12 protein-coding genes are annotated in these 12,578 nt (G+C 63.9%); all 12 read left to right on the top strand.

The window, feature by feature from the left end; translation table 11 throughout:
- The coding region (locus tag B0W55_RS26105; RefSeq protein ID WP_139340982.1) for a glycosyltransferase at positions 1 to 232 on the top strand (232 nt) is incomplete at its 5' end.
- Positions 229 to 1,596 carry an O-antigen ligase gene (locus tag B0W55_RS26100; RefSeq protein WP_077048800.1) on the top strand — a complete coding sequence of 456 codons (1,368 nt, stop codon included), beginning with the start codon at positions 229 to 231 and terminating at the stop codon, positions 1,594 to 1,596. The genes B0W55_RS26105 and B0W55_RS26100, both read left to right, overlap by 4 nt.
- Entirely contained in the window at positions 1,593 to 2,561 is a 969-nt protein-coding gene (locus B0W55_RS26095; RefSeq protein WP_077048799.1) for a glycosyltransferase family 2 protein, read from the top strand. Before B0W55_RS26100 ends, B0W55_RS26095 begins: the two co-directional genes overlap by 4 nt.
- A complete protein-coding gene (locus B0W55_RS26090; RefSeq protein ID WP_077048798.1) occupies positions 2,554 to 3,690 on the top strand; it encodes a glycosyltransferase family 2 protein in 1,137 nt (378 codons plus the stop codon). The genes B0W55_RS26095 and B0W55_RS26090 overlap by 8 nt, the downstream gene beginning before the upstream one ends.
- A gap of 9 nt (positions 3,691 to 3,699) precedes the next feature.
- Positions 3,700 to 4,701, top strand: a complete 1,002-nt coding sequence (locus B0W55_RS26085) for a polysaccharide deacetylase family protein (RefSeq protein WP_077048797.1) — start codon at positions 3,700 to 3,702, stop codon at positions 4,699 to 4,701.
- Positions 4,698 to 6,002, top strand: coding sequence for a lipopolysaccharide biosynthesis protein (locus B0W55_RS26080; protein WP_077048796.1), 1,305 nt, complete (start codon positions 4,698 to 4,700; stop codon positions 6,000 to 6,002). Before B0W55_RS26085 ends, B0W55_RS26080 begins: the two co-directional genes overlap by 4 nt.
- Entirely contained in the window at positions 5,999 to 7,918 is a 1,920-nt protein-coding gene (locus B0W55_RS26075; RefSeq protein WP_077048795.1) for a hypothetical protein, read from the top strand. The genes B0W55_RS26080 and B0W55_RS26075 overlap by 4 nt, the downstream gene beginning before the upstream one ends.
- Positions 7,919 to 8,004: 86 nt before the next feature.
- Complete coding sequence (locus B0W55_RS26070; protein WP_077048801.1) at positions 8,005 to 8,694, top strand: N-acetyltransferase; 690 nt, start codon at positions 8,005 to 8,007, stop codon at positions 8,692 to 8,694.
- 4 nt (positions 8,695 to 8,698) lie between these two features.
- On the top strand, positions 8,699 to 9,904 hold the full coding sequence (locus B0W55_RS26065; protein ID WP_077048794.1) for a GNAT family N-acetyltransferase: 1,206 nt from the start codon (positions 8,699 to 8,701) through the stop codon (positions 9,902 to 9,904).
- Positions 9,876 to 10,691 carry a ChbG/HpnK family deacetylase gene (locus B0W55_RS26060; protein ID WP_077048793.1) on the top strand — a complete coding sequence of 272 codons (816 nt, stop codon included), beginning with the start codon at positions 9,876 to 9,878 and terminating at the stop codon, positions 10,689 to 10,691. Before B0W55_RS26065 ends, B0W55_RS26060 begins: the two co-directional genes overlap by 29 nt.
- Positions 10,692 to 10,951: 260 nt before the next feature.
- Positions 10,952 to 11,647, top strand: coding sequence for a GNAT family N-acetyltransferase (locus B0W55_RS26055; protein ID WP_077048792.1), 696 nt, complete (start codon positions 10,952 to 10,954; stop codon positions 11,645 to 11,647).
- A 4-nt stretch (positions 11,648 to 11,651) separates the two neighbouring features.
- Positions 11,652 to 12,578 (top strand): acyltransferase (locus B0W55_RS26050; RefSeq protein ID WP_175645568.1); only part of this gene is annotated, 927 nt, incomplete at its 3' end.

Raw genomic sequence — 12,578 nt, 5'->3', positions numbered from 1 at the left:
TGTCGGCGGGATTCCCGATGTACTGCAGGACCGGCACAACGGTCTGCTGGCGGCACCCGCCGACAGCGCCGCCCTCGCCCGTCAGCTCGACAGCCTGCTGGGCGACCCGGCCCTGGCTCGCCACCTGCAAGACAACGCAAGACGTACGCAACTGGATCGCTACGACCTCAAGGCCTTGGCCGAACGCTGGTCGCAGCTTTATATCCGTACCGCACGGGAGGCACGCGCGTGATATTTCCGCTCTCGATCGTCAGTTTGCTCGGCCTGGTCTGCCTCGCTTTGTTGGCCAGCCCTTATCCGTTCCTGGCGCCGGGAGCGGTGGTGGGCCTTGTCGGCTTCGCGGTGCTGTACCGCAAACCCGCCTGGGGCCTGCTGGCCATCGCGGCCCTGGTGCCCCTCGAAGGCCTCTTCAAGGAAAGTGCCCTGTCCGGCACCAAGCTGCTGGGGGCGGCGCTGGCGCTGATCCTGCTGCTGCAACTGGCCTTGCACCAGATTCCGTCCGAGCGCCTGCGCAGCAATCTCTGGCGCTGGCTGATCGGCTTCGCGGCCCTGTACCTGCTGAGCCTGCTGGCCACCGATGACATGGGCATGTCGCTGGGGCATCTGCGCGAACTGAGTGTCGGCCCGATCCTGTTTGTGATCACGCTGTTGATCGGCCGTGAGCTGAACCTGGACATGTTTGCCAGGCTGGTCACCCTCAGCGTGACCCTGACCTGCGCGCTGGCGATGTTTTCCAGCAAGTATCAGGATCAGGGGCGCGCCGCCGGCCTGCTGGAAGACCCGAACGGCTTTGCCATGCTGATCGCCTTTGCCGTGCCCCTGGCGCTGCTGCTGGTGATTCGCGGACCGAATCTGTTGCACCGGTTGTTCTGGCTGGGTTGCTTCGGGCTGTTGCTGGGCGGCATGACCAAGACCGAGTCGCGCTCCGGGCTGGTGGTGTTGTTCCTCAGCCTGTTGATAGGCCTGTGGCATTACCGCACGCAGTTGACCCGCATCCGCCCCCGGCACCTGGGGTTTGCCATGATCGGCCTGGCGATTGCGATCCCCCTGGGGGTCGCTGTGATGCCGCCCGGCTACGTCGCCCGCATCCAGTCCTTGAGCATCTTGAGCTCCGGGGCCAAGGCCCAGGACGAATCCCTTGGCCGCCGCGCCTCGTACATCGTGGTCGGCAGCCAGATGATCCGCGAGCACCCGCTGCTGGGCACCGGCCCCGGCACCTTCCCGCTGCATTACGCCACCACCGGCTACGCCAAGGTGTTTTCCGCCAATCGCAAAATTGGCGACCTGTATCGGCGGGCGCACAACACCTACCTGGAAATTTTCAGCGAACTGGGCGTCCCCGCCGGGATGCTGTTTGTCGGCATGATGGCCACGGGGATGTACAACCTGACCCGCGCACGGCGCGCCTGGCTGCAACGCCGCAACGGGCAGCAGGCGGACCTGTTGACGCACCTTTGCATGAGCTACCTGTCGCTGGCGCTCTTCTTGATGTTCCTCAGCGCGCCCAATCAAAAGTACGTGTGGATCATGCTCGCCCTGACCTGCGTGCTGCGTACCAAAGCCGAAGAAAGTCCGATCACGGAGGCCAAGGCATGAGCCGCATCAGTATCGTCATCCCGATGTACAACGAAGCCCGACACATCGCCCGCACACTGTTGGCGGCACAACTCGCCGCCGATGCCGCCGGCATCGAGTGCGAGCTGATCGTGGTCGACAACGGCTCACAGGATCAGGGCCCGGAGATTGCCCGGCAGTTCGGCGCCCAGGTGCTGGAGTTGCCGGGCCTGCTCATCGGCGCCCTGCGCAATCGCGGCGCGGCGCTGGCCAGCGGCGAGTGGCTGGCGTTCATCGATGCCGATATCGAGATGCCGGAAAACTGGCTGAAGCTGCTGACGGACCTTGAAGGCGGCGGCCCGGCTGACGTCATCGGCCTGGACCTGCACACCCCGGCCCAAGCGCCGTGGTACGCCGATGCCTGGCAACGCCGCACCTCGCGCCCGGCTACCGAGCCGTTGCAGCGGGTGCAATGGCTGCCCAGTTCCAACCTGCTGATGGACCGCCGCTGGTTCGACAAGGTCGGGGGCTTCAATGAAACCCTGCGCACCGGTGAGGACAAGGAACTGACCATGCGCCTGGCCGACGCCGGCGCGCGCCTGCTGGCCGTCAATGAAAGCGTGGCCCTGCACTGGGGCTACGAAGGCAGCTGGCGCGAGTGGATGGGCAAGGAAATGTGGCGCCAGGGCAGTCACCTGGAACTGCTGCGCACCCATGGCCCGAGCTTGCGCCTGTTGCGTTTTCCGCTGCTCTCGATCGCGGCCTGGCTGATTGATTTTCTGGCGATCTCGGCGCTGTTCGACGGCTTCCCCCATCACGCGGCGATGATGATGCAGCTGACGGTCCTGCCGGCGCTGGCACTGAGCCTGCGCCAGAGCGCCAAACACCGCGACGTCCTGCTGACCCTGCAACTGTGGGGCCTGCATTGGGTACGCCTGCACCTGGCCGGCGCCGCGTTCATCCTCAATCTGTGTCAATGGAATGTCCGGAGGCCCGCCCGTGGCTGAATTCATTTTCTGGTTGTCCCTGTTGCTGCCGGTGTACGCCTGGCTGGGTTACCCGCTGCTGCTGACGATGGTCGGGCCGCTTTTTCCTCGCCACCGGCCAGCGGCCTTGCCAGCGCAACGGGTCAGCGTGGTGGTTGCCGCGCACAACGAGCAACGCAATATCGAAAACAAACTGCGTAATCTGCTGGCACAGGACTATCGCGTCGCCAGCTTGCAGATCGTCGTGGCCAGCGATGGCTCCACCGATCAGACCGTGGCCCTGGCGCGCAGCTTCGACGACCCGCGCATCGAGGTGCTCGACCTGCCGCGCCAGGGCAAGAACAGCGTGCTCAATGCCGCTGTCAGCCACTGCACCGGCGATATCCTGGTGTTTACCGATGCCGATGTTCACTGGCTCGACGGCACCTTTGAGCGGCTGTTGGCGCCGTTCGCCGACCCTGAGGTCGGTGGCACCGTGGGCAACATGTACATCCCCGTCCCAGGGTCGGGCCTGAGCCTGGGCGAAAGCCTGTACCGGCGCTACGAAGCCTGGCTGCGCCGGGTGGAAAGCCGCACCGGCTGCACGGTCTCGGCCGACGGCGCCTTGCAGGCGTTGCGCCGCGAGCTTTACCAACCGATTCCGGCGCTGGTCAACGACGATTTCTTTATCAACACCTGCGCCCCGGTGGCGGGCAAGCGCGTGGTCTATGTCGACGACGCCAAAGTGCTCGATCAAGGCGTGGACGAGGCCGGCCGACAGTTCAGCCGCCGTCAGCGCGTCACCGTCGGTGGCCTGATCAGCCTGGCGGCCCGGCGTGAACTGCTCAACCCGCTACGCCACGGCCTGTACGCCCTCGCGCTGATCAGCCACAAGCTGATCCGCCGGCTGGCGCCGGTGCTGTTGTTGCCGCTGCTGGTGGCCAACCTTTGGCTGCTCGATGAGCATGGCTTTTACCGCCTGACCCTGGTCGCCCAGTTGCTGGGCTACGCCTTTGCGGTAGCCGGCCTGCTGGATGTGCGGCACCGCTTGCCCAAACCGTTTCGCCTGGCCGCGTTCGTTCTGGTGACCCTGGCGGGCATGAGTGTCGGCCTGTGGCAGTTCCTGCGCGGGCACAGTTACAACCAATGGAATCCCGATCAGACCCGATGAGTGCCTGACATGCCGATCAAGACCAGTATCAAACGTGCCAGCGGCTGGTTGTACCTGAACTCTTCACTGGGCCGCCGTCAGTTGCGTGGCGCCGGGGTGATCCTGATGTTGCATCGGGTGCTGGCGGACGACCAGGCCGCCGCCCTGCCCCATCGCAATGAACTGTGCGTGGGGCCCAAGGCCTTCGAGCACTTGCTGGTGTGGTTGAAAAAGCATTTCGACTGCGTGCCGCTGATGGAGATCCTGCAACCGGGCAGCCTGCGTTCGCAGCGGCCGAAAGTGACCCTGACCTTCGACGATGGCTGGCGCGACAACGCGGTGAATGCCTTCGCGCTGTTGCAGAAATACCAGGTGCCGGCGAGCATTTTCCTGTCCACGGATTTCATCGGCAGCCGCCAGCGGTTTTGGTGGGAAAGCATCGGCGAAACCTTGTGGAGCAGCCACGGCGAAGAGGCGCGCCAGCGCTTGATCGACTGCCTGCAGCAGGTCGGCCGGCCCTTGCCGAAGGCTTTTGAGGACGCGGACTTGCACCGTCGTAGCCTGGCGCTGCTGGTCTTTCTGCAAGACCTGAAAACCCTGTCGCCGCTGGACCTCAATCGCCTGACCGATGCCTGCCCGCAGGAATCCCTGCCCCAGGCCCTGGACTGGCATCAGGTGCGGGCGCTGGAAGCGTCCGGCCTGGTGCGTTTCGGCCCCCACGGTGCCAGCCACGCAATCCTCACCGGTCTCGATGATCAGCGCCTCGAGCAAGAGCTGAGCCGCAGCCGCCAGGCGCTGTTAAATGGCTGCAACCGGCCGCTGCCGGTGTACTGCTACCCCAATGGCGACAATGACGCGCGAGTGCGCCAACAGGTGGCCGCACATCACTTCCCGTTTGCCCTGGGCACCGGCACCGGAATTTATCGCGGCCACGAGGATTCGCTGGCCTTGCCACGGTTCGGCGTCAGCCAGCGCACGGCGCGCAATCCCGAACTGCTGTCGTGGCGCATCTACCGTGGGGCGCGCCCATGAGTCGCAACCATTACCTCAAGCATCTGGCCCTGAGCATGGGCACCAAATTGGCCATGATCGCCCTGCGCCTGCTGCGCAACGTGTTGCTGGCGCGAATTCTGGGCCCCAGCGAGCGCGGTCTGTTTGCCCTGCTCAGTACCCTGCCGGATCTGATCAGTGCCGCCACCAGTGGCGGGCTGAATAGCGCGGTGGGATTTCAGGCGGCCAAGCAGCGGCCCATGGGTTTGCTGCTGAGCCAGGTATTGGTGTTCGGGTGCCTGCTGGCGGGTCTGTTGACCTTGCTGGTGGTGGCACTGGTGCGCGAATGGGGCAGCGAGCTCGACATCACCACGCAATTGGGTCTGCTTGCCTGGCTGTTGCTGCTGGCCGTGCCGCTGACCGTGCTCAAGAGCGGCTTGCTGACGCTGCACAATGCGTCCGGCGGCGTGGGGCCGTTCAATGCCTTGCGCCTGCTGGAATCACTGGCGCCGCTGCTGCTGTTTGTTGCCCTGTTCTGGATGTGGAAAGACGCCGCACTGGAAGCGGCGCTGATCAGTTGGCTGGCCGGAATCAGCCTGGTGGTAGTGGCCGGCTGGGTCTGGCTCAGACGCGATCATCCCCTGGAACTGCAATGGGACCGCGCCAGCCAGAACGAACTGCTGCGCTACAGCGCCCGCAGCCATCCCGACCTGTTGTTCCAGCAGCTGATTCTGCGCTCCGATTATTTGTTCATCGGCGCGCTGCTGGGCAGCACCGCGCTGGGTCACTACGCCATGGCCAGCGCCGCCGCCGAACTGCTGCTGATCGTGCCGGAAGCGGTGACCACGCCCTTGATGAAACGCTTGCTGCAACAGGAAGAAGGCATCGAAAAAGTCACGCCGCTGGCCCTGCGCCTGACCGCCACGGTAATGCTCGGCGCCTGCCTGACCATGGCGCTGATCGGCCAATGGCTGATCGTCACTCTGTTTGGCACTGCCTATCAACCGGCCTATCCGGCATTGCTGGCTCTGCTGCCGGGACTGCTGGGGTTGTGCTACGCAAGCATCCTGCGCCTGGATTTGCTGGGCAAAAACCGACCCGGTTCGATCTCGCTGCTGATGGGCCTGGGCGCTCTGCTCAATCTTGCACTGAACCTGATACTGATCCCCGCTTACGGCATTGTCGGCGCTGCGGCGGCATCGTCCATCGCCTACCTCGCCGTGACCCTGGCCTTGCTGGTGCTCTACTGCCGCTTGAGCCAGGTGCCCCTCTGGCACACCCTGATCATCCTGCCCAGTGACGTGGCCCCCATGCTGCAGATGCTGCAACGGAGATCGGCATGAAACGCCTTGTCCTGTTGTTGAGTCTGGGCCTGTCGCTCGACACCTGGGCGGCGTCCATGCGCTGGGCCGACATCCGCGACGCCAGCCTGTACCTGCAAGCCGATCGCCCTGACTCGGTGACGGTGCGCTGGACCCCGGCGTGGCAAGCGGACGCCAACGAAGAGCGCCTGTACCTGCTCGACGGCCAGGGCAAACTTCAGGGTGAACGCCTGATTGCCGCCAGTGAAACGCGCGGCACGCAAAGCTGGACATTGGCGCCAGGGGCCGCCAGCTATCAACTGGAGATTCCCGGCTACAGCTTCCGCCGCTACACGGTGGAGCACGACGAACGCACGGTGGCCCTGTTCGCCCCGGCCAAGGTGCATGTCAGCGCAGAAACCCGCGACGGCGATGAATTGTTTTTCAAGGTGGCACCGGGTGAACACGCGGTGCTCGCCGGCAAGTTCCATGGTGGCGTCAGCACCTTGCAAGCGCAGCGCGTGGGTGATGGCAAGCAAGTGTCGGTGGCGCTCAAACCGTATCGCGCCTATTGGCAGTTCGATAAGGTCGAGTTGCCCGTCGCCCAGGTCGAACAGATCTGGCGCCTGCGCTTGCAAGGCGCCGGCAAAGCGGCGTTCTGGCTGGACGGCACCGCCAACCTGTTCGCGCAGAAACCCCAGCAGCTCAAACCGCTGCGCGCAGACGACGGCCAGACGCGTCTGACCTTGCACGACAAAGTCCTGGGCAACACGCCGAACCTGGGCATTGCCTTGCCCTACGTGGTGGTGCCGGCCTCCAGCTACGCCGTGCTCGATGCGCTCAAGCCGCAGGCAGGCGCCTATTACAGTTTCGTCGACATCACCGCGGATCGGCCGCACTACGAAGACAAATTCCGCCAGCTGTATCGGCAACGCTTCGGCATCACCCAGGACATCACGCTCCTGGCCGGCAGCCACCGCAAGTCCGACCTGCGCGCCGATGCCACCAGCAACGCCGGCCTCGAGGCCTGGCTCGCCGCCACCCGCGCGCTGGGTGGCCAAGGCACCCATTACATTGCGTTCGCCGACGAGCCCAACCTCAATTATCCGGACTATGCCGACTACCAGCGCCTCTTCGACAGCATGGCCCGGCAGGTGCGAAGCAATCCCGAAAACGCCAGGGCCGGCGTGCGCATCGCCATGCCAGCCAGCACGCGACTGATCAACGGTCCCCTCGCCGACAACGCCAGCACCAAGCGCGGCATCGATTGGGCCCGGCGCCTGCTGGCCGAATCCGGCGATCAGGTCGATGCGCTGGCCTGGCACGAATGGATGGTCCGCGACTTGCTGGCGACCCGGGTCTATCGCGACAGCGTGCGCCGCGCCGCCGACCTGGTGGGGCTTGATGCTCACGGCCGGCCGCGCAAGGCCTTGCTGCTGGACCAGACCAACCTGTCCCCCGGTTCAGACCTCAGCCCTTACGATCAGGAAACCCACTTCGCCGCGGTGTGGTGGGCGTCGGTGGTCATCAATTCGTCCCAGGACGGTTTGCTGCAAATGCTCAACTGGTTCCAGGCCGCCGACGAACCGGAGTACCCCAAGGGCATGGTGCGCCTGCTCGGCGAGGATCGTTTCGAACTCAAACCCGTGGGCCTGGCCCAGCAGTTCATCCAGCAGCATTGGCTGCACGAGGTGCTGTATCTGGAAAACGATGCCTTCGAAGTCGACGTACTGGCCATGGCCGACGATGCCAAACGCAGCCTGCTGGGCGTCAACAAGGGCGCGCGCCTGCAGCGTGTCGACCTGGCCGGGGCACATTGCCCATTGGCCAATGGCTCACTGCGTTATTTCGGTACCGACAACCGCAGCCGCGACGCACCGTTCAACTGCAACGACGGTCGCGTGAGCTTCGAGTTGCCGGGGCAAACCCTGTTTGCCCTGACCTGGAAGGCCTCATGACCGCCGCTGTGCTGTCTGGCCACGCCGGCATTTCGCCGCGCACCGGATCACTCCACTTGCGGGTCAACCCGCCAGGAGCCAACAACATGGGTGTCATGCAGAAGATCAGCCAACACATCAAGCAAAAAGGCCTGCGCGCCACCGCGAAAAAGGCCTGGAAACATTACGTGTTCTCCCACCAGGAACTGCTGTGGATGGAGCGTGACCTGGTGAGCCCGGTGCCACCGCACAAGCTCAAACCCTACCCGCCCCTGCAAGTCGTCGCCATTACGCCGACCAACACCGCAGCGTTCGCCAGGCACTTCGGCGACCGCGTGCAAACCATGGCCGAACTGGCCCGGGAAGGTCATACCGGGCACATGCACCTGGATGAAAACGGTGACGCGGTGGCGTTCATCTGGGGCGCGGCGCGCAACTACCATGACCGGCACTATTACGGCTGCTGGTTCCCGGTCAAGGAAGGCGAGTTCTTCGAATTCGGCGGGGAGTTGAGCCGCGGGTACTGGGGCACGGCGCTGTCGATGGACCTGCAGACGCAGATGTGGAAAGCCATGCTCGAACAGGGCTGCAACAAGGTGGTGGATGTGTGCGAATGGCACAACATTCCGGCCCTGAAACTGCACATACGCACCGGCTACAAGGAACAGGGACGGATCATGAACGTGTACGAACTGTTCGGTCGCTGGCGCTTTTACCGCGAAACCCATTACAGCGGCTCACGCCTGGACACCCTGCGCAAGCCGGAACATTCACCTGCAACCGCTTCGGTGGCCTGACCCTATGACAGCGCGATTGGAATGGCGTACTTCGTTGTGCGCCGCAGACTTTCCCGCAACGGCTTATGAAGCGCTGCGGCGGCGAGTGATGGACCATACACCGTTCAACGCGCTGGCCTGGATGTGCGCCTCGGAACAGGCACTCACAGAGGGCGAACGCTTGCACGTTCTGCTCGGCTGGCAGGGCCTGGAACTGGTGCTGTGCCTGCCTCTGGTGGCATCCGTCGAGCGCTTTTGCGGGCTGCCCTTTCGGGTGCTGCATCACTTGGGTTACCCGCTGGCCGATCGCCTGGCGCTGCTGGCCTGCGTGGATGCGGCGCAGATGCGCCTGGCCTTGAGCGAGATTCGACGTCGACTGCCCCATGCCCTGCTGCAACTCAATGAAGTGTGCGAACCGGTGGACGCTGCCAGCGCCCTGAGCGAGTGGATGCGCCACAGCTCCACCGCCGAGCGACGGCTGAGCTGCCGGGTGCCGATGCATGTGATCTGCGACGCCGACCACCAGGAGGTATCCGGCGATCCACGCTACAAACTGCGTCGCGCGCGCAAACGCATTGCCGCCTGTGGCGCACAGGTGCGACGCATCACCCCCGACGCTTCCACCATGGGGCCGCTGCTTCAGGTCATCAGCGAGGTCGAAGCGGTGAGCTGGAAAGGTGATGAAGGCGTGGGCATCTTTGCCGACGAGCGCCATCGCCAATGGATGGACCGCGCCTTCACCGCGCTGGCCGATCAGGGCCTGGTCCGGCTGGTGGTGCTGGAACTGGACGGGCGCTGCATCAGCTATCGCCTGGGCTTGCTGGAGCAGGGCCGACTGTACGACTACAACCTGGCGTTCCTGCCCCAGTACGCTGATCTGGGCAGTGGCCGGGTGTTGCTCGAAGAGTGGATTCGCTGGGGCCTGGACGACAACTGGCGCTGGATCGATGCCTCGCGGGTGAGCCTGACGAACTCCACCCATCAATTGCACGAACGCCTGAGCGGCTACATTGAACACTGGCGCTGGAGCTTCTATTCCTGGCGCCCGAGCGGCCTGGCTCTGGGGACCGCCCTGCGGGTCTGGCAGCACCTCAAACCCCGGCTGCAGCAGTGGCGAGCCCGGCGCGCGACAGCCGCCAAGGCACCCTCTACCGCCGCGGCACCTATGATCAAGGCGACCGACACTCACATGGAGCGCGAACATGCCACGGCAAGTCATAGTCAACGCTGACGATTTCGGCCTCAGTGCCTGCGAAAACGCGGTGATTCTGGGGGCGTTCCAGGCCGGGGTCATCAGTTCCGCCACGGCCATGGCCAACATGCCGGCCTTCGAAGCGGCCTGCGCCCTGGCCCGGCATCCGCTGCTGGAGGGGCGCATCGGCCTGCACTTCAACCTGACCTACGGTCGGCCATTGAGCCGGCGCATTCTCAGCCGGCAAACCTTCTGTGACAGCGCAGGGGTGTTCGACCTCAACCTGCGCCGTACCCGTCTGTGGCTCGGTCACCAGGATCGCCTGGCGGTGGAAGAAGAGCTCCAGGCGCAATGGCAACGCTGCGTGGATCACGGCGTGCGCCCCAGCCATCTGGATTCCCATCAGCATGTGCACAACATTTGGCCCATTGGTGAGATCGTCGCGCGCTTCGCTGCCCGCCAGGGCGTGCCGATCAGGCTGGCGCGCAACCTGGGGCAGAACCTGAGCCTGCCCAAGCGCCTGTTCAAGCAGTTGCTCAACCATCGTTTGAACAGCCTGGCCGGCGCCACCGCCGACTACGTGTGCACACCGGTGGATCTGCGAGACGCTGCACCGCCGGGCGATGGCTTGCTGGAGATCGTTGCCCATCCCAATCAACTGGGTGCGGATTTCGGCGACGCTTATCTGGATCAGGGCGAATCGCTCAGTGCGCTGTTGGAGCATCGCTTGCCGGGGGTGCCGAGGGTGGCCTACAGCGCTGCCGGGCTGCCCTTCGATAACCCTGTCTGTAGGAGCGAGCTCGCTCGCGATGGACGTCAACGATAACGCGCGCTGTCTGAAGGAATGCGTTGCCTGGACGTTTTTCGCGAGCGAGCTCGCTCCTACAAGGAGGGTGTGAATCTGCGAAATCGGGGTCGTTGCCATGGCCCTGGAGAGCGGCTTTTTGGCGCCTGAAAACTGTGTCAAGAGTGTTACACACATTGAAACAAAGTGATGGCAAAAGCGCCTGCATGCCGCGGCCGGCGTGATCTATACCCATCAGTACCTTCACCCAAAGCACGGCCAATTCCGGCCAAGGAGGCTTCATGAGCCTGATCGACAAACTCCGCGAACGAATCAAACAAAAAGGCTTGAGCCGCACGTTCAGCACACTCTGGAAACGCTATGTGTTTTTCCATTGGGAGTTGTTGTGGATGGAGCGTGACCTGGTCAGCCCGGTGCCACCGCACAAGTTGCGCCCCTACTCCGGGGTGCGTCAGGTGACCATCACCCCGGAGAATGCCGTGGCCTTCGGCAAACACTTCGGTGATCGCGTGCAGACCATGGCGGAACTGGCGGCTGAAGGTCACACCGGGCACATGTACCTCGATGACGATGGGCATGCGGTGGCGTTCATCTGGGGCAGCGTGCGCGACTACCACGATCGTCACTATTACGGCTGCTGGTTCCCGGTCAAACCGGGGGAGTTCTTCGAGTTCGGCGGCGAAATGACCCGCGCCTATTTTGGCAGCAGCCTGTCGGTGGACGTCCAGGTCGCCCTCTGGGAAGCCATGGCGGCCCAAGGCTGCAACAAGGTGGTGGACGTCTGCGAAACCCACAATATCCCGGCGCTGAAACTGCACATCCGCATGGGCTACCACGAACAGGGCCGCGTCACCCACGTCTATGGCCTGTTCGGCCGCTGGCGCTTCTTCCGCGAAACTCGCTACAGCGGCTCGCGCCTGGACCCGCTGCGCAAACCGGGGCGGCCGGTGGTCACCGCGGCGGCGCCGGCCTCGTGAGGCCGTGACACCACCATCGCCAGCACGCCGCACTCCCGCCGATCAAACGGCGGGAGCCAGCCTGCTGGCGATGGCGTCGGGTCAGCCACCACCGATGCTCAATGCAGGAAACCCAGGTATGCACGCACAGAAGCGGTTTGATTCGCTGGACAGTTTCAGGGGCCTGATGGCCGTTTCGGTGATGCTCTATCACTTGCGCGTGACCGGCAGCTTCACCGAATGGTCGTTCTTTCGCCATGCCGATGTATTTGTATCGTTCTTTTTTGTACTCAGTGGCTTTGTCCTGACCCATGCCTATGGCAACGCCATGCCATTCAACTTCCGCCGATTCTTCATCACGCGAACCTTTCGCCTGTTGCCGCTGCACCTCTTCATGTTGGCGGTGTTCCTGCTGCTGGAGTGCGGTCGTTATCTCGCGGTGCAAAAAGGCATGGCGTTCAACAACGCCCCATTCACGGGAAAGTTCGCCCCGGCGGAAATTCTCCCCAATGCGCTGCTATTGCAATCCTGGACGCACTTGACCAATCCGCTGTCGTTCAACTTTCCCTCCTGGAGCATCAGTATCGAGTACTACACGTACATGATCTTCGCCGCGATACTGAGCGTTGCCTTCGGTGTCAGAAGGTGGGTGTGGGCGACGACCGTCCTGGTGGCCCTTGCGCTGGCGTATTGCGGCAATACCTTCTTTACCATCGAGTCACTGCGGGGCCTAGCCTACTTTTTCACCGGCTGCCTGGCTTATGCCGTTTACCTCAGGCTCGCCCATGCCGGTCGGGCAAACGTCGGGTTGCTGACTGCGCTTGAAGTGGCGGCGGTGGCCGCGACGGGGGTGTTCGTGGTCAGCGATTTTGCCGCCAAAGCCTTGGTGGCCAGCCCGTTGTTCGGGGCCATCGTCGTGATATTCGCCTTTGATGGCGGCGGGGTGTCGCGG

Source organism: Pseudomonas sp. KK4 (assembly GCF_001984065.1).
In the GTDB taxonomy this organism is placed as follows: Bacteria; Pseudomonadota; Gammaproteobacteria; order Pseudomonadales; family Pseudomonadaceae; genus Aquipseudomonas.
This window is presented reverse-complemented; position numbering and strand designations above follow the sequence as displayed.

Coding starts and splice junctions, on each gene's coding strand:
- B0W55_RS26060 (WP_077048793.1), top strand. CDS start 9,876: ATGCCACGGCAAGTCATAGTCAACGCTGACGATTTCGGCCTCAGTGCC.
- B0W55_RS26055 (WP_077048792.1), top strand. CDS start 10,952: ATGAGCCTGATCGACAAACTCCGCGAACGAATCAAACAAAAAGGCTTG.
- B0W55_RS26075 (WP_077048795.1), top strand. CDS start 5,999: ATGAAACGCCTTGTCCTGTTGTTGAGTCTGGGCCTGTCGCTCGACACC.
- B0W55_RS26085 (WP_077048797.1), top strand. CDS start 3,700: ATGCCGATCAAGACCAGTATCAAACGTGCCAGCGGCTGGTTGTACCTG.
- B0W55_RS26065 (WP_077048794.1), top strand. CDS start 8,699: ATGACAGCGCGATTGGAATGGCGTACTTCGTTGTGCGCCGCAGACTTT.
- B0W55_RS26070 (WP_077048801.1), top strand. CDS start 8,005: ATGGGTGTCATGCAGAAGATCAGCCAACACATCAAGCAAAAAGGCCTG.
- B0W55_RS26095 (WP_077048799.1), top strand. CDS start 1,593: ATGAGCCGCATCAGTATCGTCATCCCGATGTACAACGAAGCCCGACAC.
- B0W55_RS26080 (WP_077048796.1), top strand. CDS start 4,698: ATGAGTCGCAACCATTACCTCAAGCATCTGGCCCTGAGCATGGGCACC.